Consider the following 21599-nt stretch of genomic DNA (forward strand, 5'->3'; position numbering starts at 1 on the left):
GTTCAGAGCACTGGTTGATCAACGGTACACCCGCAGCGTGCCCAGGTGCGCAGGGCATCGGGTGCTTCCCGCAGCGAAATAAAGGAGGAGCGAAGCGGGGGACATTCGCGGAGGGAAGTACCCGGTGTCCTGTGCACGCACAAAGAATGACCCCGTGCGCCGCCGAGACAAGACCGCGGTCAACCGTGCGAATGCCAGAGCACCGCAAAGAAGTGGCAAGTGCTCCCAGCCAGCACGAACAAGTGCCACACCGAATGGGCGTAACGTACCTTGTTGTCGAACAGGAAGACAACCGCACCGGCCGTATAGAACAGCCCGCCGGCCACCAGCCAGCCCAGCCCCGCCGCCGACATGCGCTCGTACAAAGGCACCGCCGCCATCAGCGCCATCCAGCCCATCGCCACGTACAGGCCCGTCGACCACAGCGGATGCTGCAGCCGGTTGAACAGCTTGGCACTTACACCGAGAACAGCTGCCGCGCAGATCGCGCCGAACAGCGTCCAGCCCAATGGTCCACGCAACACACCGAACAGGAACGGCATGTAGCTGCCCGCGATGAACAGGTAGATCGCTGCGTGGTCCAGCCGGTTGAACCATGCCTTCGCACGGCCCATCGGCAGTGCGTGGTACAGCGTCGAGATCAGGTACAGCACGATCGCCGTGCCCGCGAACAGGCAGGCACCGACCACGCCCGCGGCCTGGCCCTTTTGCGAGGCGCTGTAGACCAGGATCGGCAGCGAGGCAATGGCCAGCAGCAGGCCCAGGCCGTGGCTCAGCGCGTTGAAGAGTTCTTCCATCCCCGTCTGGTCGCGCGCTGCCAAAACTGGGGCGCGTGGCGAGGGACGTGTTTGCGAAGGAGCAGTCATCAGGAGCGGGACCTCACGAAAAGATGTGCGTTGCGGCTTCAAGCTTGCCAGAACCGTGCCGCGCACCCGGGCCGCTTGACCAGCTTGCGAGCAAGGATTTTCCTGCCGGCCGATGTATCTACCTACCGGCCGGCCTGCCTGCCTACTTGACCTGCTGCTTGCCCAGCTTGCGCGCCAGCGTGCGCCGGTGCATGCCGAGCCTGCGCGCGGTTTCGGAAATGTTGAAGCCGGTCTCGGCCAGCGTCTCGTGGATGCGCTCCCACTCGAGCGTCTTGATCGACGTCGAGCGGTTGGTCAGCTCCACCTCGGTCGTGCCGGTGGCGCGGCCGAAGGCGGCTTCGATGTCGTCGGTGTTCGACGGCTTGGCCAGGTAGTGGCAGGCGCCGAGCTTGATGGCTTCCACGGCGGTGGCGATGCTGGCAAAGCCCGTCAGCACCACGATGAGCATCTTGGGGTTGTGCCGGTGCAGTATCTGCACGCAGGCCAGGCCCGAGGCCTCGCCGTTGAGCTTGAGGTCGACCACGGCATAGCCGGGCGAGCGGGTTTCGAGCAGCGTCTCGACCTCTTCGAGGTTGGTGGCCTGCGTCACCGTGTAGCCGCGGCGCTCGAAGGAGCGGCCGAGCGTGCGCGCGAAGGCATCGTCGTCTTCGACGATCAGCAACTGGCGCTCAGCTTCGGTTTCGGTCATGGCTTTCCATTTCGACGGTTCCGTCTTCGGCGGCCCCGTCTTCGTCCTCGTCGTCTTCCTCTTCCAGCACGATGGCCGCCAGCGGCAGCGTGATCTTCACGATGGCACCGCCTTCGGGCCGGTTGCCCGCCGCCACGCGGCCGCCGACGGTGCGCGCCACGTTGACGACCAGGAACAGCCCCAGCCCGCCACCGGGGCGGCCCTTGCTCGACTGGTAGGGCTTGCCGAATTCCTTGAGGATGCCCGGCAGGAAGCCGGGGCCGGCGTCGCTCACGGTGATGGTCAGGGCATCGCCATCGTGTGCCGCCTCCAGGCGCAGCCAGTGCGGCGAGGCCTCCAGGGCATTGTCGAGCACGTTGCAGATCATCTGCTTCAGTGCCGAGTCGGAAACCATGGGCAGGTCGTGCCCGAAGCGGTTGTCGTAGTCGAAGTCTTCCACGGGGCGCGTGGTGCGCCATTCTTCGACGAGGTCGTCCAGGAAGGTACTGACGGTGGTTTCTTCCGACGACTCGCCGCGCGCCTCGCCGGCCGACAGCAGGATGCCGCTCACGATGCTCTTGCAGCGCTGGATCTGCAGTTCCATTTCGGCCACTTCGGTCAGCAGCTCGGGGTCGGAGCTGAAGTGCGGCAGCCGGCGCCAGTCGCCGAGGATCACCGCCAGTGTGGCCAGCGGCGTACCCAGCTCGTGCGCGGCGCCGGAAGCCAGCAGGCCCATGCGCACGATGTGTTCTTCTTCGGAAGCCCGCTGGCGCAGGTCGGCCAGCCGTGCGTCGCGCGCGCGCAGGTTGCCGCTGATGCGGGTGATGAAGATCACCAGCAGCGCCGCGTTCAGCGCAAAGCAGATCAGCATGCCCTGGATGTACGGGCTCCACAGGCCGCGGTCGTGGTCCAGCGGCAGAGCGAGCGGGCGCGAGAACAGCGCCAGCAATGCAAAGCAGAAGCTGGTGACGACCACGATGGTCCAGGTCGACCAGGCCTTCAGCAGCACCGCGCCCAGGATCACCTGCAGCAGGTACAAAAAGACGAAGGGGTTGGTGGCGCCGCCGCTCAGGTAGAGCTGGGCCGTGAGCATGGCCACGTCGACCAGCAGCGCCAGGAACAGCTCGCCGTTGGTCACGCGGCGGTGCGTGCGCGAGCGCAGCAGGCTCACCACGTTGAACAGCGCCAGGCAGGTGAGCACCTGCAGCATGTGGTCCAGCGGCAGGCGGATGCCGAAGCCGTAGTGCACCACCAATATGGTCACGACCTGCCCGACCACGGCGAACCAGCGCAGCTGGATCAGCTGCTGCATGTTCTTGTGGCCGGTGGCGTTGTCCAGGCTCGCCACCCCGGCGCGGGGGGCATGCAGCTCCCCCGCGACCGCGATGGCTTCAGTCGCGGCGGGCATCTTGGGCGGGGCTGGCGTCGGCATGGGCGGCATTTTCGCCGTTGCCGTTCTTGTCGCCGTGCTTGTCCTTGTCGTTGCCCGGGCTCTGGCGGCGCCGTGCGTCGCGCCACACGAACCAGCCCGCGCCCAGCACCATCAGCGCCAGGCCGTACCAGGTGAGGGCGTAGACCAGGTGGCTGTTGGGGAAGGCGATGACCGTCAGGCCGCCGGCGGGCCATGCGGGGGCATCGCTGGCGCTGCCCGGGGTGGCTGGGGCGATGGGCACGGCCTCGGCGTCGATGAAGTAGGGCGCCGCATCGTTCAGGCCGCGCGCGGCGGCAATGGCCTGCACGTCGCGCGAAAACCAGCGGTCGGCCGCCGGGTCGTTCTTGCGCAGGAAGCCGCCCGCCGGCTCGGTCATGCGCAGCAGGCCGGCCACGGTGGTTTCGCCCTTGGGCTCGGGTGCGGTGCGGGCCGCGCGCTCGCGTGCCTCGGGCGGCACGAAGCCGCGGTTGACCAGCACCACGGTGCCGTCGGCGGCCTGCAGCGGCGTCAGTACCCAGAAGCCGGCACCGAGCCGGGTGCTGGCCTGGACCAGCGTCTCTTTGTCGTGAAGGAATGTGCCAGCGATGCGCAGGTGCCGGTATTCGTCGTTGGCCGCGGTGATGCGCGGCCAGTCGTTTCGCCCGGGGGCCGTGGTGGCCGGGGCGTGCACGCGTTGGTCGACGCGGGCAATGAGATCGAGCTTCCAGGCCCTGCGCTCGACCTGCCAGGTGCCGAGCGCGATGAAGCCGGCAAAGGCGGCGGCCAGGAAGACCACCAGTGCCACCAGCCCGGCCGCGGAGCGCTTGCGGCCGGTGGCTGCGTTGCCGCCGACGTTGTTGCTGTCGTCGTTGCGGCTGTGGACTGGCGGCGGGGGCGTCAAGGCATGTTCTTCATGTCGTGCATCGACGGCATCATGTTGGTGTTCATGTGGTACATGACCCACAACGAACCCGCCAGGGTGATGACGACGACCACGATCGTGAAGATCAGCGCCAGCATGTTCCAGCCGCCTTCGGACTTGGCGTCCATGTGCAGGAAATAGACCATGTGGACCACGATCTGCACCACGGCGAAGGCCAGGATGACGAGGGCGGTGGTGTTGGGCTTGTCGAACACCTTGGCCATCACCAGCCAGAACGGAATGGCGGTGAGGATCACGGCCAGCACGAAGCCGGTCATGTAGCCCTTGAAGGTGCTGTGGCTCGCGGGACCATCGTCGTGATGGTCGTCATGGCCATGCGTGCCGTGGCCGGCGTTGTCGATATGCGTCGTCGTGCTCATTGCAGCGATCCCATCAGGTACACGAAGGTGAAGACGCCGATCCAGACCACGTCCAGGAAGTGCCAGAACATCGACAGGCACATCAGGCGGCGGCGGTTGGCGGCGGTGAAGCCGTGCTTGGGCAGCTGGAACATCAGCACGATGAGCCAGACGATGCCGAAGGTCACGTGCAGGCCGTGGGTGCCCACCAGCGCGAAGAACGACGACAGGAAGGCGCTGCGCTGCGGGCCCGCGCCCTCGTGCAGCAGGTGCGCGAATTCGTACAGCTCCAGGCCGATGAAGCCCGCGCCCAGCAGGCCGGTGATGGCCAGCCAGACCAGCACGCCGCGCATGCGCTTGCGCTGCATCTCGAGCATCGCGAAGCCGTAGGTGATGGACGACAGCAGCAGCAGCGACGTGTTGATGGCCACCAGCGGCAGGTCGAACAGGTCGGCGCCCGAGGGGCCGGCCGCGTAGTTGCGACCCAGCACGCCGTACACCGCGAACAGGCAGGCAAAGATGAGGCAGTCGCTCATCAGGTAGAGCCAGAAGCCCAGCAGGGTGCCGTTCTCGGGGTGGTGGTCCTCGTTGCGGACGTGGAACAGCTCGAACGTCGGGACGCTCGCTGCGTTGCCCACCGAGTGGGTGTGGCTGGAGGGGAGGGCGGTACTGTTAGACATGGGCAGCCATCAGGCGCGTGCGCGCGTCTTCGGTGCGAACGACTTCTTCCGTGGGGATGTGATAGTCGCGCTTGTAGTTGAAGGTGTGGACGATGATCGCGACCAGCATGGCCACGAAGCCGATGCCGGCCAGCAGCCACATCTGCCAGATGAGGGCAAAGCCGCACACCGCGCTCAGCGCCGCGATGATGAAGCCGGCGGCCGTGTTCTTGGGCATGTGGATCGGCGAGAAGCCTTCCAGCGGACGCTGGTAGCCACGTGCCTTCATGTCGGACCAGGCGTCGTTGTCATGCACGCGCGGCGTGAACGCGAAGTTGTAGGCCGGCGGGGGCGACGAGGTCGACCACTCCAGCGTGCGGCCGTCCCACGGGTCACCCGTGGTGTCGCGCAGCGATTCGCGGCGGATGAAGCTCACCACCAGCTGGATGATGAACGAGGCGATGCCCAGAGCGATCAGCACGGCGCCGAAGGCGGCGACCTGGAACCAGATCTGCAGCGACATGTCCTGGAAGTGGCTCATGCGGCGGGTGACGCCCATCAGGCCCAGGATGTACAGCGGCATGAAGGCGAACCAGAAGCCGACGATCCAGAACCAGAACGAGCACTTGCCCCAGAACGGGTCGAGCTTGTAGCCGAAGGCCTTCGGGAACCAGTAGGTGATGCCGGCCAGCATGCCGAACAGCACGCCACCGATGATCACGTTGTGGAAGTGGGCGATCAGGAACAGGCTGTTGTGCAGCACGAAGTCGGCCGGGGGAACGGCCAGCAGCACGCCGGTCATGCCGCCGATCACGAAGGTGATCATGAAGCCGATGGTCCACATCATGGGCAGCTCGAAACGGATGCGGCCGCGGTACATGGTGAAGAGCCAGTTGAAGATCTTCGCCCCTGTCGGGATCGAGATGATCATCGTCGTGATGCCGAAGAACGAGTTCACGCTGGCGCCGGAGCCCATGGTGAAGAAGTGGTGCAGCCACACCAGGTACGACAGGATGGTGATCACGACCGTGGCGTACACCATCGAGGCGTAGCCGAACAGGCGCTTGCCCGAGAAGGTGGAGACCACTTCCGAGAAGATGCCGAAGGCCGGAAGAATCAGGATGTACACCTCGGGGTGGCCCCAGATCCAGATCAGGTTCACGTACATCATGGCGTTGCCGCCGAGGTCGTTCGTGAAGAAGTTGGTGCCGACGTAGCGGTCGAGCGACAGCAGGGCCAGCACGGCGGTCAGCACCGGGAAGGCGGCAACGATCAGCACGTTGGTGCACAGGGCCGTCCACGTGAACACCGGCATCTTCATCATCGTCATGCCGGGCGCGCGCATCTTCACGATGGTCGCCAGCAGGTTCACGCCGGAGAGCAATGTGCCCACCCCCGCTATCTGCAGTGACCATATGTAGTAGTCGACACCCACGTCGGGGCTGAAGAGAATGCCCGACAGCGGCGGGTAGGCCAGCCAGCCGGTCTTGGCGAACTCGCCCACGAACAGCGAGGCCATCACGAGGCCGGCGCCGAAGGTGGTCATCCAGAAGCTGAAGTTGTTCAGGAACGGGAAGGCCACGTCGCGTGCGCCGATCTGCAGCGGCACCACGAAGTTCATGAGGCCCGTGACCAGCGGCATCGCCACGAAGAAGATCATGATCACGCCGTGGGCGGTGAAGATCTGGTCGTAGTGGTGCGGTGGCAGAAAGCCGGCGTTGTCGCCGAAGGCCAGGGCTTGCTGGGCCCGCATCATCAGTGCGTCGGCAAAGCCGCGCAGCAGCATCACCAGGCCCAGGATGATGTACATGATGCCGATCTTCTTGTGGTCGATGCTGGTGATCCAGTCGCGCCACAGGGTGCCCCACAGCTTGAAGTAGGTCACCGCGCCCAGCATGGCCAGGCCACCCAGGATCACGGCCGCGAAGGTCACGAGCAGGATGGGCTCGTGCAGGGGAATCGCCTCCCACGAGAGGCGGCCGAAGACGAGCTTCGTCAGGTCAAGGTTCTGCAACATCTTATTCTTCGGTAGTGCACATCGCGGTGACGTACTTGCGCTTGGGCGAATCGACGAGGGTGTCGGTTTCCCAGGCCTGCTTGGTGGCAACGTTGAAGGCGCCGGGCTTGCCCATGCCGCCGTCGGCGTCGATGGCCATCATTTCCTTCATGCACATCTTGTTGCGGTCGACGCACAGGTTCAGGATGGCGTCGTACAGGGAGGGATCGACGGTGGCGTAGTGGCGCACGGGTTCGCGCTCGCTCGGCACTTCGAGCTTCTTGTATTGCTCGCGGGTGAGTTCGCCTTCCTTGCCGGTCTTGACCTTGGCAATCCACTGGTCGAAGCCTTCGTTGGTCAGGCCGTGGAACTTGAAGCGCATGCCCGAGAAGCCGGCGCCGCTGTAGTTGGCGGAAAAGCCTTCGAACTCGCCCGGCTTGTTGATCACCGCGTTGAGCTTGGTCTGCATGCCCGGCATGGCATAGATCTGGCCGGCCAGCGCGGGAATGAAGAACGAGTTCATCACCGAGGAGGCCGTGATCCTGAACTCGATCGGGCGGTCCACCGGGGCCGCCAGCTCGTTCACCGTGGCAATGCCCTGCTCGGGGTAGATGAAGAGCCACTTCCAGTCGAGTGCCACCACTTCGACCACCAGCGGCTTGGTGTCCGCGGGAATGGCGCGCTGGGCGTCGAGGCGGCGCAGCGGCTGGTAGGGGTCGAGCGTGTGGGTGCTGATCCAGGTGATGGCGCCCAGCGCGATGATGATGAGCAGCGGCGCCGCCCAGATCGCCAGTTCGAGCTGGGTGGAGTGGTCCCAGTCGGGGCTGTAGGTGGCTTCCTTGTTCGACTGGCGGTAGCGCCAGGCGAAGAAGATCGTCAGCGCGATCACCGGGATGATGATGATCAGCATCAGGATGGTCGAGACGACGATCAGGCGTCCCTGCTGATTGGCGATGTCGCCGGAGGGGTTCATCAACACCGTGTTGCAGCCCGCCAGGAGGATGGCGGGAAGCAAGAGGAGTGATCGGCGAAGGTTCTTGAGGATAGGCATGCCGAAGGGAGAAAAGGGAGCGGGACGGCGCAAAAAGACCCCACAATCTACGCCCGATGGCGGGTTTCGCCTATTGGACGTTTTGTCCTATGGCGGTAAACGGATTTCAGTGAGACGCTATAGGTTGTCCAGAGTCTTATGTGTCGCGTTGCGACGTGACACCCGAATTACAGCAAGCAATGACGACGTCCAGCATCAGTCCCCAAGGCGCAGAGCCTGTGCCGCACTCGCCTCCTCGCGGCAGTGACGGCAACGCCCGGCAGGGTGACGCCGACCATTCGCACATCGCCCCCGGCGAGATCGCGGTCGGCGTGATCATTGGCCGCGCCTCCGAATATTTCGACTTCTTCGTCTACGGCATCGCCTCGGTGCTGGTGTTCCCGGCGGTCTTCTTCCCGTTCGAGCAGAAGCTCGAGGGCGTTCTCTATTCGTTCCTGATCTTTTCCTTCGCCTTCATTGCGCGGCCGTTCGGAACTGTCATTTCCATGGCAATCCAGCGACGATTCGGGCGAGAAGCCAAGCTGACCCTGGCGCTTTTCGTGCTCGGCACGTCGACCGCCGGCATCGCCTTCCTGCCGGGCTACGCCAGCCTCGGCTTCACGGCCATCGTGCTGCTGTCGGTGTTCCGCTTCGGCCAGGGCCTGGCGCTGGGCGGTTCGTGGGACGGCCTGCCTTCGCTGCTGGCCCTGAACGCGCCCGCCAACCGCCGCGGCTGGTACGCCATGCTGGGCCAGTTGGGCGCGCCCATCGGCTTCTTCATTGCCAGCGCACTGTTCGCCTACCTGTACTCCAGCCTGCCGAGCGAAGACTTCCTCGACTGGGGCTGGCGCTACAGCTTCTACGTGGCCTTTGCCATCAACGTGGTGGCGCTGTTCGCCCGCCTGCGCCTCGTGGCCACCGACGACTACGCGCGCCTGCTCGAAGAGCGCGAACTGGAGCCCACCAGCGTGACCGAACTGGTCAGCTCGCAGGGCGCCAACATCCTGATCGGCGCGTTTGCCGCGCTGGCCAGCTACGCGCTGTTCCACCTGATCACCGTGTTCCCGCTCTCGTGGATCACGCTGTATTCGGACCAGTCGGTCACCGAATTCCTGGTGGTGCAGATGATCGGCGCGGTGCTCGGCGCCGGCGGCATCGTGGCCTCCGGCCTGCTGGCCGACCGCATCGGTCGCCGCTTCACGCTGGGTGGCCTGGCCGCCGTGATTGCCGCGTTCAGCGGCTTTGCGCCCACGCTGCTCGACGGTGGCCGCATCGGCCAGGACATCTTCATCCTGGTGGGCTTCGTGATCCTGGGCCTGTCGTACGGCCAGGCGGCCGGCGCCGTGACCTCGAATTTCGCGCCCAAGTACCGCTACGTCGGTGCCGCCCTGACGGCCGACGTGGCCTGGCTGGTCGGCGCGGCCTTCGCACCGCTGGTCGCCCTGGGCCTGTCGGCCCACTTCGGCCTGGCCTATGTCAGCGTGTACCTGCTGTCGGGCGCCGTTGCCACGCTGGCCGCGCTGGGCCTGAACCGGGCGCTGGTGCGCGACTGACCGGCACTTTCGCCGTTCCCGGCGTTCTTTCTTTTCAAGGGGCCTTCTGGCCCCTTTGTCATTTCCGGCGCAACGGTCGGCGCACTGGCTTAGCATTCACCGCATGTTTGCCGCCGCCATTTTCGACATGGACGGGCTGCTCATCGATTCGGAGCGGCCCATCATGGCCGCCTGGATCGAGGCCGCCCGCACGCTCGACATCGAGCTTTCGCACGGCCAGTACCTGCAGGTGGTCGGGCTGGCCACCGTGGAGTCGGAGCTGATCCTGGCGTCGCTGCTCGGCGGCCCGGAGACCTACCAGCATGCCGTGGCGCATGTGCGCCGGCGCCTGCAACTGGAGCGCGTGGACGGCACGCCGCTCTTTCCCATCAAGCCCGGCGCGAACGAGTTCCTGACTGCCTTGCGCGAGCGCGGCACGCGCTGCGCCGTGGCGTCGTCGTCCACCAGCGGCCAGATCCAGGCCTGTCTTGGCAGCCTGGGCCTGTTGCACCATTTCTCGGCCTTCGCGGGCGGTGACGAAGTGGCGCGCGCCAAGCCCGACCCGGCGCTCTACCGGCTCGCTGCCGAGCGGCTGGACGTGGACCCGACGCAGTGCATCGCCTTCGAGGACAGCGAGAACGGCGCCAAGGCGGCGCTGGCCGCCGGCATGCGCGTGGTGGTCGTCCCGGACCTGAAGCATCCGCCTGCCTCGATCACCGAACGCGCATTCCATGTGCTCGATTCGCTGCACGATGCCGTGGCGCATGTGCCGCGCTGGTTTCCCGTGCCGCGGGAGAAGCTGGGGTGATCAAGATCGGCACGCTCTGCCATGTGGTCGACAGCTGCCTGGCGTCGCCAATGACCGAGCGTGCGGTGGGCCGCATCGTCGAGGTGGTCTCGCTGCCCTACGAAGCACCGAGCGATCGCTACCTGCCGGGCACGTACTACGACGTGCTGTTCGAAGGCTGGACCTTCTATTGCCGCAGCGACAAGCTGGTGCCGATCAACGACCCCGATGCGGACGTCGGCCGGTGGGAGGACGAATTTGTCGACCCGCCGGCGAGCGCGGCTCAGAGCACTTCGTCGCGCAACTGCGGGAACACCTTCGACACCTTCGCCAGAAGGTAGTCGCCGTAGCGGCCGCTGAAGGCGTGCACGTTGGCGCGGTCCCAGCGCTCGGCACTGTCGTCCAGCGCCTCGGCGCCCGCCAGGCCTTCGATGCGCTGCACGCGGGCCTCGAAATTGGGATCGAAGAACAACGGAAACGACAACCGGTCGCGGCCCGAGGTGTTGCGCTTCACGCGGTGCGGCGTCGACTTGTAGAGCCCGCCGGTCATGCGGTCGAGCATGTCGCCGATGTTGCAGATGAACGAGCCTGGAATCGGCGGCGCATCGATCCAGCCCGCAGGCGTGTGCACGGCCAGGCCGCCCACGTTGTCCTGGTGAAGGATGGTCAGCAGGCCGTAGTCGGTGTGCTCGCCCACGCCCCATTGCACGTCGAGCCCTTCGGGAACGGCCTGTGTGGGGTAGTTGAACAGGCGGAACAAGATGAGCGGGTCGGCCGTGTAGCGCTCGGCAAAGTACGAGGCCGGCAGGCCGAGGCTCAGCGCAATGCCTTCCATCAGCCGGTGGCCCAGTTGCGCAACGGCCGCCATGTAGTCGAGGATGGTCTCGCGAAAGCCCGCCACATCGGGGAACAGGTTGGGCCCGTGCACCGGCGTCTTCGCCTGCACCAGCGGATGCGAGGTGGGCAGTTCGGTGCCGAGGTACAGGCCTTCTTTCCAGTCGGGCCGGCCCGAGGTCAGCTCGCCGCCGAGCGGGAAGAAACCGCGCCACGCACGGCCGCCCAGGGCCATGCGCCACTGCATCTTGGTTTCTTCGGGCAGCTCGAAGAACCGGTGGCTCAGGTCTTCGAGCCGCTGGACCAGTGCAGCATCGACGCCATGGCCCGTGACGTAGAAGAAGCCGTGCGCCCGGCAGGCCGCGCCGATCTGCGCGGCCACGGCGTCGCGTGCGGGCGTGCCGGCCACCAGTGGCGCGACGTCGATCACGGGCAGCGAGAGAAGGTCGGAAGAAGAGGTGGTGGTCATGGGGTCACTGTCGTGAAGAGCATGTCATGCATTGCGCGAGAACGGCGAGCGGATGTCCGAAAGAAACTGCTGCGCGCGGGGATGCTGCGGGCGATTGAAAAAGTCGTCGGGCGTGGCGCGCTCCAGCACGCTGCCTTCGTCCATGAAGAGCACGCGGTCGGCCACTTCGCGCGCAAAGCCCATCTCGTGCGTCACGCAGACCATGGTCATGCCGTCGCGCGTGAGGTCGCGCATCACCAGCAGCACTTCGCCCACCATTTCGGGGTCGAGCGCGCTGGTGGGTTCGTCGAACAGCATCAGCGGCGGCTGCATGGCCAGCGCGCGCGCAATGGCCACGCGCTGCTGCTGGCCGCCCGACAGTTCGCTCGGCCAGGCATTGGCCTTGTTCGACAGGCCCACGCGGTGCAGCAACGCCATCGCGCGCTCGTCGGCTTCCTTGCGCGTGAGGCCGCGCAGCTGCATCGGCGCCATGGTGCAGTTCTGCAGCACCGTCAGGTGCGGGAACAGGTTGAACTGCTGGAACACGAAGCCGATGCGCGAGCGGAAGGCATTCACGTCGGTGCCCGGCGCATGGATGTCCTTGCCCTCGACCCTGATGCGGCCCGACTGGATCGGCTCCAGCCGGTTGAAGGTGCGAATCAACGTCGACTTGCCCGAGCCCGAAGGCCCGCACACCACCACCACTTCGCCCTTGTGGATGGTTTCGGTCACGTCGACCAGGGCGTGGTAGTTGCCGTACCACTTGTTGACTTTGTCGAGCTCGATCATGCGGGCACCTTGGCGGAAGAGGCGACTGTGGAGAGGCCGCGGCGCGCGAGCCGGCGTTCCAGCCAGTAGGCGAAGCGCGACAGGCCGAAGCACAGGATGAAGTAGGTCAGGCCCAGGATCAGGTAGATCTGCGCGGGCTTGGTGAACACCTGCGTGTTGATCTGCGTCGCGATGAACGACACCTCGGCCAGCCCGATGATGTAGCCCAGCGAGGTCTCCTTGATGGTCGACACGAACTGGTTCACCAGCGACGGCAGCATGCTGCGCAAAGACTGCGGCAGCACCACCAGGCGCATGGCGCGGCCATAGCTCAGGCCGAGCGCGCGGGCGGTTTCCATCTGGCCGCGCGGCAGGCCCTGGATGCCGGCGCGCACGATCTCGGCCAGGTAGGCGGCGTCGAACACCACCAGCGCGATCAGCATGGTGGTGAACTGGTCGGTCTTGATGCCGGTCACGCTGGGCAGGAAGAAGTAGGCCCAGAAGATCACCATCAGCAGCGGCAGGCCGCGCACCACGAACACGAAGGCCGTGACGGGCCAGCGCAGCCAGCGCCACGGGCTCACGCGCGCCAGGCCGAGCGCGATGCCCAGCGGCAGCGCCAGCACCAGCCCGCAGGAGGCCAGCAGCAGCGTGAGCACCAGGCCGCCGAGCGGCCCGTTCGGGTACTGCCCGATGAGAAAGTAGACCCAGTAGTCGTTGATGATTTCGATCATGTGGCCCGCCCCGTCAGATGGTCCGCACCGGGAACCGGTGCTGGTACCAGGTGGCCAGCCCGGTGATGGCCAGCGACACCGTGAGGTAGGCCGCGCTCGCGAACGCGAACGACTCGAAGCTGCGGAAGGTCGCGCTCTCTACCTGGCCGGCCTGGTACATCAGCTCGGCCACGCCGATCACGGTGGCGATGGAGGTGTTCTTCCACAGGCTCAGCGTCTGCGAGATGAGCGGTGGAATGGTCACGCGCAGTGCCTGCGGCAGCACCACGCGGCGCATGGTGGCCAGGTAGCTGAAGCCCATCGCACGCCCGGCCTCGAACTGCACCGTGGGAATGGCGCGGATGCCGCTGCGGATGTCTTCCGCCATGAAGGCGGCCGTATACAGCGCCAGCGCAATCACCGCGCTGAAGGCCTCGATGTGGCCCGCATACAGCCACTGCTTGATGCCCTCGGGCAGCAGCTCGGGTGCGCCGAAATACCAGAACAGCATGTGCGCCAGCAGCGGGATGTTGCGGATCGACTCGACGTACGCAAAGCCGAGCCAGCGCAGTGGCGCGAACGGCGAGAGCCGCAGCAGCGCCACCACCAGCGCGATGGGCAGCGCCAGCACCAGCGCGGCCGCGAGCAGCTGCAGCGAAAGCAGCAGGCCCGCGACAAGCATGTCGTGGTACTTGCCGGTGAGCAGCAAGGAATAGTCGAACAGGGGCATGGGGGGCGACAGTATCACCGTCGCGAGGGGAATCTTCTCCCTCCCCCGCTGGGGGAGGGTTGGGGTGGGGGCACGACGGCGATCGATACGCCGCGGGCTGTGCAAAAGCCGTCAGCCCCCATCCCGGCCTTCCCCCGGAAGGGGAAGGAGAAACACAAACGCGGGGGCTCAGTCGATCTTGTCGGTCTCGAGCTTGAAGTCGCGCGTCTGGAAGCCCGACGCCGTGTTCGGGCCGTACCACTTGATGAAGATCTTCTGTGCTTCGCCCGACTTCTCGAGCTCGCGCAACGTGTCGTCCACCACGGCCTTCAACGCGGTCTCGCCCTTCTTGATGCCGATGGCCAGCGACTCGGTGCTCAGGTTCTGCTTGAGCACCACGTACTGCGCCTTCTGCGGGCCGAGCTTGGCATAGCTGCGCAGCAGCGCGGCCTCGTCGTCCACGTAGCCCACGCCCTTGCCCTGCTGCAGGGCCTGGAAGGCTTGCTGGCTCGTGTCGAAGGTCACGACCTCGGCCGTGGGCACGGCCTTGCGGATGTTCGGCTCCTGCGTGCCGCCGCGGATGGTCAGCACCTTCTTGCCGCCGAGTTGCGGCACGTCGGTGATGCCGCTGTCCTTCTTCACGATGGCCTTCTGGCCGGTCACGAAAGTGGTCAGCGAGAAGTCGATCTGCGCCTCGCGCTCCTTGTTGTGCGTGAGGCCGGCAGCCACCAGGTCGACGTGGCCCTGCTGCAGCTCGGGAATGCGCGCGGCCACGGCGATCTGCTTGAGCGTGGTCTTCACGCCGATCTTCTTGGCGATGGCGTTGGCCAGGTCGACTTCGTAGCCGACGATCTGGCGCGTCTTGGGATCGATGAAGGTGGCGGGCTCGTCGGTGCCGAGCACGCCGACCACCAGTTCGCCCTTCTTCTTGATGTCGGCCAACTGGTCGGCATGGGCCACCGTGCCGAGCAAAAGGGTGGAGGCGGCAACGGCCGCGGCAATCAGGTTCAAGCGCATGTTCTTCTCCTTCTGGGAAAGCAAGAGCGGCACCTTATCAATAAAACTTCAGATCATTAAATGGTCAATTCATATATCGACATGTGCGTGCGGCTATGAGCGGCGCACGGCTCATTGCTGCGGCTCCCACGGCATCAGCTTATCCGTGCCGCTGCTCCCGCAATACGGCCAGGGCTCGGCACCGCGTGTGCCGGTGTAGGAGGCGCCGAAGTTGGCGTTGAACAGGCGCCAGCTTGGCGGAGGCGGTGGCTCGTTGGCCGTGCGAAAAAGCTTGCCAAGGAATGAACGCTGCCCGGCAGGCGGCGGCGGTTCGACTTCGAAGATGCCCAGCATGGTCTCGAGCGATTGCCGCCATTCGGGGCCTGTGCCCACCATGCCGCCGATCTGGCTGGTGTCTAGGTGGACGTACTCAAAGGGCGTCCGTACCAGCATCGAGGCGAACTGGTTCAGCCAGACCGGGTCAATGCCTGGGAAATGCGAGATCAGCCGCGGGCGCCGCGTGTCGAGCATGGCGATGGCCTGCGTTCTCTTCTTGGCGAGGTAGGGCCAGACATCGTCCGATTCCTCCGACTCCCTGCGGTCGGCGATGTCTTCGCCATCGAACATGGCGAGCCAGAACAGCGGCACGTGGTACTTGGAGAGCAGATAGGGAGAGCTTTCCGAAAGCTCCCCGCGCCCCGGAGGTGACTTGGCCTCAGAAAAGTACAACTCCGAATAGCTTCCCATGGTCTTGCCTCCTTTTGCGAACAGATCCAGATAGTCATTTCGCCGTCTTGGCGCGCCGCGCGGATGCATTCTGCCTTTGGGGATGCTGAAGGTTTCTCTGCCGGGCTGGGGTAAATTCGCGGCGCGAAAAACGCGCTTCCGTCGTTTTCGCGGTTCCTCTTTCAGCGAGCTTTCCATGATCATCAAACCGCGTGTGCGCGGCTTCATCTGCATTACGACCCACCCCACGGGTTGCGAAGCCAACGTTAAGCAACAGATCGACTACGTCAAGGCACAGGCGCCCATCGCCGGCGGCCCGAAGCGGGTGCTGGTGATCGGCGCATCGACCGGCTACGGCCTGGCCGCGCGCATCACCGCGGCCTTCGGTTGCGGCGCCGACACGCTGGGCGTGTTCTTCGAGCGCGCCGGCAGCGAGACCAAGCCCGCATCGCCCGGCTGGTACAACACGGCCGCCTTCCATTGCGCCGCCACGGCCGAAGGGCGCTACGCGAAGAGCATCAATGGCGACGGCTTTTCCGACGCGGTGAAGCAGCAGACCATCGACACGATCCGGGCCGACCTCGGGCAGGTCGACCTGGTGGTCTACAGCCTGGCGGCGCCGCGCCGCACGCACCCCAAGACCGGCCAGGTCTTCAACTCCACGCTCAAGCCCATTGGCAAGGCGGTCAACCTGCGCGGCCTGGACACAGACAACGAGGTCGTGAAGGAGTCGGTGCTGCAGCCGGCCACGCAGGAAGAGATCGACAACACCGTGGCCGTGATGGGCGGCGAAGACTGGCAGATGTGGATCGACGCGTTGCAAGCCGCGGGCGTGCTGGCCGATGGCGCAAAGACCACGGCCTTCACCTACCTGGGCGAGCAGATCACGCACGACATCTACTGGAACGGCTCCATTGGCGCGGCCAAGAAAGACCTCGACCAGAAGGTGCTGGGCATCCGCGAGACGCTGGCCGCGAAGGGCGGCGACGCGCGCGTGTCGGTGCTGAAGGCGGTGGTCACGCAGGCCAGCTCGGCCATTCCGATGATGCCGCTGTACCTGTCGCTGCTGTTCAAGGTGATGAAGGCGCAGGGCACGCACGAGGGCTGCATCGAGCAGGTGCACGGCCTCTATGCCGAGAGCCTGTATGGCGCCGCGCCGCACGTCGACGACGAAGGCCGCCTGCGCGCCGACTACAAGGAACTGGCGCCGCAGGTGCAGGCCCGCGTGCAGGAACTGTGGCCGCAGGTGACCAACGAGAACCTGTACGAACTGACCGATTTCGCGGGCTACAAGACCGAGTTTTTGCGGCTCTTCGGCTTCGCCGTCGAGGGCGTGGACTACGAGGCCGACGTGAACCCCGATGTGGGAATTCCGGGCCTCATCCAGGTCTAGGAAGCCCGTGGAGGGATACTCCCGGGCATGCAGATTCAAGAAAAACCGCCAGCCGGAACCCCCTTCGAGTGGATCGGCGGCGAACCCAAGGTAGAGGCGCTGGTCGAGCGCTTCTACGACCTGATGGACCTCGAGCCGGCCTACGCGCAACTGCGTGCCGTGCACGGCACCAGCCTCGACAACGCACGCCAGCGCCTGTTCTGGTTCCTGTGCGGCTGGCTGGGCGGCCCGCAGCACTACACCGACCGCTTCGGCCACCCGATGCTGCGTGCGCGCCACCTGCCGCAGGCCATCGGCGGCCACACCATCGGCATCAAGGAGCGCGACCAGTGGCTGGCCTGCATGGACCAGGCGATGGGCGAGACCGGCGTGCCCGATGCCCTGCGCGAGCGCCTGCGCGGATCTTTTTTCCAGACCGCCGACTGGATGCGCAACCGCGGCGAATGACCGCCCGAATCACGACTCCGAAAGACTGTTCTTCACCATGAATTCCATCGTCATCATCGGCGGCGGCCACGCCGCCGCCCAGCTCTGCGCCGGGCTTGCCGAAGCCGGGCAGGGCGCGCGCGTGCACCTGGTCTGCGAGGAGGCCTGCGAGCCCTACCACCGGCCGCCGCTGTCCAAGGCCTTCCTGAGGAGCGCCGAGGAAACGACGCAGCCGCACAAGGTCGCCGACTGGTACCGCGAAGCCGGCATCACGCTGCATCTGGGCGACGCGGCCACGGCCATCGACCGCGAGGCGCGCACCGTCACGCTGCGCTCGGGCGCTGTCTTGCCGTGGGAGCGCCTCGTGCTGGCCACCGGCACGCGCGCGCGGCAGATGGTCGACCTGAAGCCGGGGCTCGAGAACGTGGCCAGCCTGCGCGCCGCCGACGAGGCGCATCGCCTGCGCGAGCGGCTTGCCGGGGCTGAACGGGTCACGGTGCTGGGCGGCGGTTTCATCGGGCTCGAAGTGGCGGCCACCGCCAAGGCGCTCGGCAAGTCGGTGCAGGTGCTCGAAAGCGCACCGCGCCTGCTGGGCCGCGCCGTGTCGCCCGAACTCTCGGCGCACGTGCTGGCCACGCACCGCGCGGCCGGCATCGACATCGTGCTGGGTGCGAAGACCGGTGCCTTCGAGGTGGACGGCGACCGGCTGGTGTCGATCGAAGTCAACGGCGCGAAGCAGCCGGTGGACCTGCTGCTGCTCGGCATCGGCGCGGTGCCCGAGACGGCGCTGGCGCAGGCCGCCGGCATCGAATGCGCGGACGGCATCGTGGTCGATGGCCACATGCAGACCAGCGCGGCCGACGTGCTCGCGGTGGGAGATTGCACCCGCTTTCCCGATCGCCGCGCGGGCCGCTCGCTGCGGCTCGAATCGGTGCAGAACGCCAACGACCAGGCCCGCACGGCCGTGGCCACCCTGACCGGCGCGGCGCGCGCGCACGATGCGGTGGCGTGGTTCTGGTCCGACCAGGGCAGCATGCGTTTGCAGATGGTCGGCCTGATGCCGGCCGAAGGCACCCTGGGCCTGACCAGCGTGCGCCGCCCGGGTCCCAAGCCCGAGGCGTTCTCGCTGTTCCACTATGTCGATGGGCAGCTGGTGTGCGTGGAATCGGTCAATGCGCCGGTCGATCACATGATGAGCCGCAAGCTGCTGGAGGCCGGGCGCAGCCCGGATGCCGCGGCGATTGCGGATGCGGCGATTCCGCTGAAGAACCACCTGGCCTAGCGCCGTATTGCTCCCTCCCCTCCCGGGGGAGGGCTGGGGTGGGGGCACGACGGCCTCATCGCATGCACGGCGCTTGTCCGAAGGCCTGCCCCCATCCCAATCTTCCCCCAAAGGGAGAGGGAGAAAAACTCAGCGCCGCACGGGCGCGAGCAACACCACCAGCGCACCCGCCCCGCCTTCGGCCGGCTTGGCCTGCACGAACGCAATCACCTCGTTCTTCTGGATCAGCCAGCGCTGCGTCTTGGTCTTGAGCACGGGCTGCTTGCCCGGCGAGCCCAGGCCCTTGCCGTGCACCACGCGCACGCAGCGCAGGCCCTGCTTGTGAGACGTGCGGATGAAGCCGCCGAGCGCCTCGCGCGCCTCGTCGCTGCGCAGGCCGTGCAGATCGACCTGGGCCTGGATCGACCAGTCGCCCTTGCGCAGCCGCGCCGTCACGTCGGTGCCGATGCCGGGGCGCCGAAAGCTCATGGCGTCGTCGACGTCGAGCAGGGTGGTCACGTCGAACTCGTCGGACAGCGATTCGCGCAGCACGCGCTGCTCGTCGAGCTGGTGCTGCACCGGAATCGGCGCCGGGGGCTCGGGCGTGAGCGGCACGGTGGCCTTGCGGCGCAGCGGTTCGGTGGCGCCGATGGCACGGGTGAACAGGTCTTTTTCGGCGGCGCGCCTGCGCTCGGCGGTGGCCCTGGCGGCGGCCTCGGCGGCTTCGCGCTCGCGGGTTTCGGCAATCACGCGCTGCACCTGCTTGAGGTCGGCGAGGTTCTTCAGCGTTTTCGGCGAGGAGGGGCGCGAGGCCATCAGAGCAATCCTTTTTCGGCCATCGAGAAGCTTTGTCCCGGGCTCACGATGATGTGGTCGAGCACGCGCACGTCGACCAGCGCCAGCGCGGCCCGCAGCGTCTGCGTGAGCGATTCGTCGGCGCGCGAGGGCTCGATGCTGCCGCTCGGGTGGTTGTGCGCCAGCACCACGGCCGCGGCCTGGTGGTGAATGGCCCGCGTGACCACTTCGCGCGGGTAGACGCTGGTTTGCGTCAGCGTGCCGCGAAACAGTTCTTCGAGCGAGATCAGGCGGTGCTGCACGTCGAGGAACAGCACCGCGAACACCTCGTGCGGGCGTGAGCCGATGTGCAGTTGCAGGTACTGCTTGACCGCATCGGGCGAATCGAACACCGTGCGGGCCTTGAGCTTTTCGCCCATGGCGCGGCGCGCCAGTTCGAGCACCGCGATCAGCTGGGAGCGCTTGGCATCGCCGCCCATGCCCTTGACGGCCTTGAGGTCGTCGGCGCGGGTGTGCAGCAGGCCCGAAAGGCCGCCGAAGCGCTCGAGCAACTGCTGCGCAAGTTGCAGCACGTTCATGCCCGCCACGCCGGTGCGCAGCAGCAGTGCCAGCAGCTCGGCGTCGGCCAGCGCGGCGGCGCCCCGGGCGATGAGCTTTTCGCGCGGGCGGGCGTCGATTGGGAGATCCTTGAATGCCATGAAACCCTGCTGAAACCTTGGAGGACGCGGGTCGAAGCCCCGATCCTTAAAATGAGGGCCAGTTTATCGGGACACCCACCTTGTCTTTGCCCACCTCTGATGCCTCCATGTCCCATGTTGTGACTTCCGGCTCCTTCCTGACCCTGCACTACCGGCTGGCCGGTCCGGCGGGCGACATCATCAACACTTTCGCCGACAAGCCCGCGACCCTGTCGCTCGGCACCGGCGAGCTTTCGCCTGCCATGGAGCAGCGCCTGCTGGGCCTGGAAGAGGGCACGCATGCCACCTTCGAGCTGCCCGCCGGCGAGGCTTTCGGCGAGCGCAACCCCGACATGCAGCAATGGGTGGCCAGGAAGCTGCTCGCGCAGATGGGCGACCCCGACGAAAAGTACGCCACCGGCGACGTCGTGCAGTTCCCCACGCCCGACGGCACGGGCAGCTACGCGGGCGCGGTGGTCGAGTCGAGCGACACCGCCGTGCGCTTCGACTTCAACCACCCGCTGGCCGGCCAACCCGTGACCTTCGAAGTGAAGCTGATCGGGGTTCTATGACGCCCCCACGCTCATCGCTTCGCGTATCGCTGCCCCCCGAGGGGGGGCGTGCCTCCTTTGGGGCGGCCCGGCAGGAGGCACCATGAACCCCGACATCTCCGAAGTCCTGCTCGCCGAACCGCGCGGCTTCTGCGCCGGGGTCGACCGTGCCATCGAGATCGTCGAGCGCGCCATCGCCAAGTTCGGCGCGCCGATCTACGTGCGCCACGAGATCGTGCACAACACCTACGTGGTGAACGAGCTCAAGGCCAAGGGCGCGATCTTCATCGAGGAACTGTCCGACGTGCCGCCCGGCGCCACGCTGGTGTTCAGTGCGCACGGCGTGAGCAAGGCGGTGGAGCAGGAGGCGCGCGACCGCGGCTTCGAGATCTTCGACGCCACCTGCCCGCTGGTGACCAAGGTGCACGTCGAGGTGGCCAAGCTCGCCAAGGAAGGCTTCGAGTTCATCATGATCGGCCACAAGGGGCACCCCGAGGTCGAGGGCACCATGGGCCAGCTGTCCAGCGGCATCCACCTGGTGGAAGACGTGGCCGACGTGGCCACGGTCTCGCCCTTGCAGACCGACAAGCTCGCGGTGGTCACCCAGACCACGCTCAGCGTCGACGACGCGGCCGAGATCGCCGCGGCCGTGCGCGCGCGCTTTCCCAACGTGCGCGAGCCCAAGCAGCAGGACATCTGCTACGCCACGCAGAACCGCCAGGACGCGGTGAAGATCATGAGCCCCCAGGTCGACCTGGTGATCGTGGTCGGCAGCCCCACCAGTTCCAACAGCAACCGGCTGCGCGAACTGGCTCAGCGCCTGGGCACCGAGAGCTACATGGTCGATTCGGCCGACGAGCTCAAGCCCGAGTGGTTCGATGGCAAGACCCGCATCGGCCTCACCGCCGGCGCATCGGCCCCCGAAGTGCTGGTGCGCGAGGTGATCGACCGCGTGCGCGCGTTCGGCGCGGTGTCGGTCCGCAAGATGGACGGCATCGAGGAAACCATCAAGTTTCCGCTCCCCAAGGGCCTCAAGCTCGACGACATTCCGCCCCCTGGGCATATCTCTTGAA

24 protein-coding genes are annotated in these 21599 nt (G+C 66.4%); 8 read left to right on the forward strand and 16 right to left on the reverse strand.

All coding sequences use genetic code 11. The annotated features are described in order from the left end of the window. Positions 1 to 179 precede the first annotated feature (179 nt). From DBV14_RS16550 to cyoA, 8 genes are all read right to left on the reverse strand, one after another. The gene (locus DBV14_RS16550; protein WP_311732840.1) at positions 180 to 797 is read right to left on the reverse strand and encodes a hemolysin III family protein; all 618 of its coding nucleotides are present in this window, start codon (positions 795 to 797) and stop codon (positions 180 to 182) included. 211 nt (positions 798 to 1008) lie between these two features. Continuing rightward, positions 1009 to 1554 (reverse strand): response regulator transcription factor, encoded by a 546-nt coding sequence (locus DBV14_RS16555; RefSeq protein ID WP_124460253.1) that lies wholly within the window; start codon positions 1552 to 1554, stop codon positions 1009 to 1011. Beyond that, entirely contained in the window at positions 1535 to 2941 is a 1407-nt protein-coding gene (locus DBV14_RS16560) for an ATP-binding protein (RefSeq protein WP_124460254.1), read from the reverse strand. Before DBV14_RS16560 ends, DBV14_RS16555 begins: the two co-directional genes overlap by 20 nt. After that, positions 2925 to 3752 carry an SURF1 family protein gene (locus tag DBV14_RS16565; RefSeq protein ID WP_185546040.1) on the reverse strand — a complete coding sequence of 276 codons (828 nt, stop codon included), beginning with the start codon at positions 3750 to 3752 and terminating at the stop codon, positions 2925 to 2927. Before DBV14_RS16565 ends, DBV14_RS16560 begins: the two co-directional genes overlap by 17 nt. Positions 3753 to 3841: 89 nt before the next feature. Then, complete coding sequence (cyoD, locus tag DBV14_RS16570) at positions 3842 to 4246, reverse strand: cytochrome o ubiquinol oxidase subunit IV (RefSeq protein WP_124460256.1); 405 nt, start codon at positions 4244 to 4246, stop codon at positions 3842 to 3844. Beyond that, positions 4243 to 4905: a cytochrome o ubiquinol oxidase subunit III gene (cyoC, locus tag DBV14_RS16575; RefSeq protein WP_124460257.1), complete on the reverse strand. Its 663-nt coding sequence runs from the start codon at positions 4903 to 4905 to the stop codon at positions 4243 to 4245. Before cyoC ends, cyoD begins: the two co-directional genes overlap by 4 nt. Next, on the reverse strand, positions 4898 to 6901 hold the full coding sequence (cyoB, locus tag DBV14_RS16580; RefSeq protein WP_124460258.1) for a cytochrome o ubiquinol oxidase subunit I: 2004 nt from the start codon (positions 6899 to 6901) through the stop codon (positions 4898 to 4900). Before cyoB ends, cyoC begins: the two co-directional genes overlap by 8 nt. Position 6902: 1 nt before the next feature. Continuing rightward, positions 6903 to 7931 carry a ubiquinol oxidase subunit II gene (cyoA, locus tag DBV14_RS16585; RefSeq protein ID WP_124460259.1) on the reverse strand — a complete coding sequence of 343 codons (1029 nt, stop codon included), beginning with the start codon at positions 7929 to 7931 and terminating at the stop codon, positions 6903 to 6905. Between the two features lie 179 nt (positions 7932 to 8110). Here cyoA and DBV14_RS16590 point away from each other — a divergent pair, with 179 nt between their 5' ends. The 3 genes from DBV14_RS16590 (at position 8111) to DBV14_RS16600 (ending at position 10570) form a co-directional block, all read left to right on the forward strand. Beyond that, entirely contained in the window at positions 8111 to 9463 is a 1353-nt protein-coding gene (locus DBV14_RS16590) for an MFS transporter (RefSeq protein WP_124460260.1), read from the forward strand. 103 nt (positions 9464 to 9566) lie between these two features. Continuing rightward, entirely contained in the window at positions 9567 to 10250 is a 684-nt protein-coding gene (locus tag DBV14_RS16595; protein WP_124460261.1) for an HAD family phosphatase, read from the forward strand. Continuing rightward, complete coding sequence (locus DBV14_RS16600) at positions 10247 to 10570, forward strand: hypothetical protein (RefSeq protein ID WP_124460262.1); 324 nt, start codon at positions 10247 to 10249, stop codon at positions 10568 to 10570. Before DBV14_RS16595 ends, DBV14_RS16600 begins: the two co-directional genes overlap by 4 nt. Here the strand turns inward: DBV14_RS16600 and DBV14_RS16605 are convergent. The 6 genes from DBV14_RS16605 to DBV14_RS16630 form a co-directional block, all read right to left on the reverse strand. After that, on the reverse strand, positions 10513 to 11532 hold the full coding sequence (locus tag DBV14_RS16605) for an isopenicillin N synthase family oxygenase (protein ID WP_124460263.1): 1020 nt from the start codon (positions 11530 to 11532) through the stop codon (positions 10513 to 10515). The genes DBV14_RS16600 and DBV14_RS16605 overlap by 58 nt on opposite strands. Positions 11533 to 11556: 24 nt before the next feature. Beyond that, on the reverse strand, positions 11557 to 12300 hold the full coding sequence (locus tag DBV14_RS16610) for an amino acid ABC transporter ATP-binding protein (RefSeq protein ID WP_124460264.1): 744 nt from the start codon (positions 12298 to 12300) through the stop codon (positions 11557 to 11559). Then, on the reverse strand, positions 12297 to 13013 hold the full coding sequence (locus DBV14_RS16615) for an amino acid ABC transporter permease (RefSeq protein WP_124460265.1): 717 nt from the start codon (positions 13011 to 13013) through the stop codon (positions 12297 to 12299). Before DBV14_RS16615 ends, DBV14_RS16610 begins: the two co-directional genes overlap by 4 nt. A 13-nt stretch (positions 13014 to 13026) precedes the next feature. Then, on the reverse strand, positions 13027 to 13722 hold the full coding sequence (locus DBV14_RS16620) for an amino acid ABC transporter permease (protein WP_124460266.1): 696 nt from the start codon (positions 13720 to 13722) through the stop codon (positions 13027 to 13029). A gap of 168 nt (positions 13723 to 13890) precedes the next feature. Beyond that, a complete protein-coding gene (locus DBV14_RS16625) occupies positions 13891 to 14718 on the reverse strand; it encodes an ABC transporter substrate-binding protein (RefSeq protein ID WP_124460267.1) in 828 nt (275 codons plus the stop codon). A 111-nt stretch (positions 14719 to 14829) separates the two neighbouring features. Then, entirely contained in the window at positions 14830 to 15621 is a 792-nt protein-coding gene (locus DBV14_RS16630; protein ID WP_124460268.1) for a hypothetical protein, read from the reverse strand. On the opposite strand from DBV14_RS16630, the gene fabV reads away from it, so the two are divergent. From fabV to DBV14_RS16645, 3 genes are read left to right on the forward strand one after another with little or no spacing between them, the layout of a single operon-like run. Then, complete coding sequence (fabV, locus tag DBV14_RS16635; protein WP_124460269.1) at positions 15620 to 16816, forward strand: enoyl-ACP reductase FabV; 1197 nt, start codon at positions 15620 to 15622, stop codon at positions 16814 to 16816. The two genes, DBV14_RS16630 and fabV, sit on opposite strands and share 2 nt — an antisense overlap. A 27-nt stretch (positions 16817 to 16843) precedes the next feature. Continuing rightward, positions 16844 to 17263, forward strand: a complete 420-nt coding sequence (locus DBV14_RS16640) for a group II truncated hemoglobin (protein ID WP_124460270.1) — start codon at positions 16844 to 16846, stop codon at positions 17261 to 17263. Positions 17264 to 17300: 37 nt separating this feature from the next. Then, on the forward strand, positions 17301 to 18524 hold the full coding sequence (locus DBV14_RS16645; protein WP_124460271.1) for an NAD(P)/FAD-dependent oxidoreductase: 1224 nt from the start codon (positions 17301 to 17303) through the stop codon (positions 18522 to 18524). A gap of 129 nt (positions 18525 to 18653) precedes the next feature. On the opposite strand, the gene DBV14_RS16650 is transcribed toward DBV14_RS16645, so the two are convergent. After that, the gene (locus tag DBV14_RS16650) at positions 18654 to 19319 is read right to left on the reverse strand and encodes a Smr/MutS family protein (protein WP_124460272.1); all 666 of its coding nucleotides are present in this window, start codon (positions 19317 to 19319) and stop codon (positions 18654 to 18656) included. After that, complete coding sequence (radC, locus tag DBV14_RS16655) at positions 19319 to 19996, reverse strand: DNA repair protein RadC (RefSeq protein WP_124460273.1); 678 nt, start codon at positions 19994 to 19996, stop codon at positions 19319 to 19321. Before radC ends, DBV14_RS16650 begins: the two co-directional genes overlap by 1 nt. A gap of 107 nt (positions 19997 to 20103) precedes the next feature. Here radC and DBV14_RS16660 point away from each other — a divergent pair, with 107 nt between their 5' ends. Beyond that, on the forward strand, positions 20104 to 20547 hold the full coding sequence (locus tag DBV14_RS16660; protein ID WP_124460274.1) for a peptidylprolyl isomerase: 444 nt from the start codon (positions 20104 to 20106) through the stop codon (positions 20545 to 20547). 82 nt (positions 20548 to 20629) lie between these two features. Then, positions 20630 to 21598: a 4-hydroxy-3-methylbut-2-enyl diphosphate reductase gene (gene ispH / locus DBV14_RS16665; protein WP_124460275.1), complete on the forward strand. Its 969-nt coding sequence runs from the start codon at positions 20630 to 20632 to the stop codon at positions 21596 to 21598. The last annotated feature ends 1 nt before the right edge of the window (position 21599 follow it).

It is taken from the genome of Variovorax sp. KBW07 (assembly GCF_003852515.1).
Lineage (GTDB): Bacteria > Pseudomonadota > Gammaproteobacteria > Burkholderiales > Burkholderiaceae_C > Variovorax.

Bases quoted from the DNA above. Each gene is read 5' to 3' on its own strand.
- DBV14_RS16595 (WP_124460261.1), top strand. From the start codon at position 9,567: ATGTTTGCCGCCGCCATTTTCGACATGGACGGGCTGCTCATCGATTCG.
- cyoC (WP_124460257.1), bottom strand. From the start codon at position 4,905: ATGTCTAACAGTACCGCCCTCCCCTCCAGCCACACCCACTCGGTGGGC.
- DBV14_RS16615 (WP_124460265.1), bottom strand. From the start codon at position 13,013: ATGATCGAAATCATCAACGACTACTGGGTCTACTTTCTCATCGGGCAG.
- DBV14_RS16645 (WP_124460271.1), top strand. From the start codon at position 17,301: ATGAATTCCATCGTCATCATCGGCGGCGGCCACGCCGCCGCCCAGCTC.
- ispH (WP_124460275.1), top strand. From the start codon at position 20,630: ATGAACCCCGACATCTCCGAAGTCCTGCTCGCCGAACCGCGCGGCTTC.
- cyoD (WP_124460256.1), bottom strand. From the start codon at position 4,246: ATGAGCACGACGACGCATATCGACAACGCCGGCCACGGCACGCATGGC.
- fabV (WP_124460269.1), top strand. From the start codon at position 15,620: ATGATCATCAAACCGCGTGTGCGCGGCTTCATCTGCATTACGACCCAC.
- DBV14_RS16630 (WP_124460268.1), bottom strand. From the start codon at position 15,621: ATGGAAAGCTCGCTGAAAGAGGAACCGCGAAAACGACGGAAGCGCGTT.
- cyoB (WP_124460258.1), bottom strand. From the start codon at position 6,901: ATGTTGCAGAACCTTGACCTGACGAAGCTCGTCTTCGGCCGCCTCTCG.
- DBV14_RS16640 (WP_124460270.1), top strand. From the start codon at position 16,844: ATGCAGATTCAAGAAAAACCGCCAGCCGGAACCCCCTTCGAGTGGATC.
- DBV14_RS16550 (WP_311732840.1), bottom strand. From the start codon at position 797: ATGGAAGAACTCTTCAACGCGCTGAGCCACGGCCTGGGCCTGCTGCTG.
- DBV14_RS16625 (WP_124460267.1), bottom strand. From the start codon at position 14,718: ATGCGCTTGAACCTGATTGCCGCGGCCGTTGCCGCCTCCACCCTTTTG.
- DBV14_RS16650 (WP_124460272.1), bottom strand. From the start codon at position 19,319: ATGGCCTCGCGCCCCTCCTCGCCGAAAACGCTGAAGAACCTCGCCGAC.
- DBV14_RS16610 (WP_124460264.1), bottom strand. From the start codon at position 12,300: ATGATCGAGCTCGACAAAGTCAACAAGTGGTACGGCAACTACCACGCC.
- DBV14_RS16605 (WP_124460263.1), bottom strand. From the start codon at position 11,532: ATGACCACCACCTCTTCTTCCGACCTTCTCTCGCTGCCCGTGATCGAC.
- DBV14_RS16555 (WP_124460253.1), bottom strand. From the start codon at position 1,554: ATGACCGAAACCGAAGCTGAGCGCCAGTTGCTGATCGTCGAAGACGAC.
- radC (WP_124460273.1), bottom strand. From the start codon at position 19,996: ATGGCATTCAAGGATCTCCCAATCGACGCCCGCCCGCGCGAAAAGCTC.
- DBV14_RS16560 (WP_124460254.1), bottom strand. From the start codon at position 2,941: ATGCCCGCCGCGACTGAAGCCATCGCGGTCGCGGGGGAGCTGCATGCC.
- DBV14_RS16590 (WP_124460260.1), top strand. From the start codon at position 8,111: ATGACGACGTCCAGCATCAGTCCCCAAGGCGCAGAGCCTGTGCCGCAC.
- DBV14_RS16620 (WP_124460266.1), bottom strand. From the start codon at position 13,722: ATGCCCCTGTTCGACTATTCCTTGCTGCTCACCGGCAAGTACCACGAC.
- cyoA (WP_124460259.1), bottom strand. From the start codon at position 7,931: ATGCCTATCCTCAAGAACCTTCGCCGATCACTCCTCTTGCTTCCCGCC.
- DBV14_RS16660 (WP_124460274.1), top strand. From the start codon at position 20,104: ATGTCCCATGTTGTGACTTCCGGCTCCTTCCTGACCCTGCACTACCGG.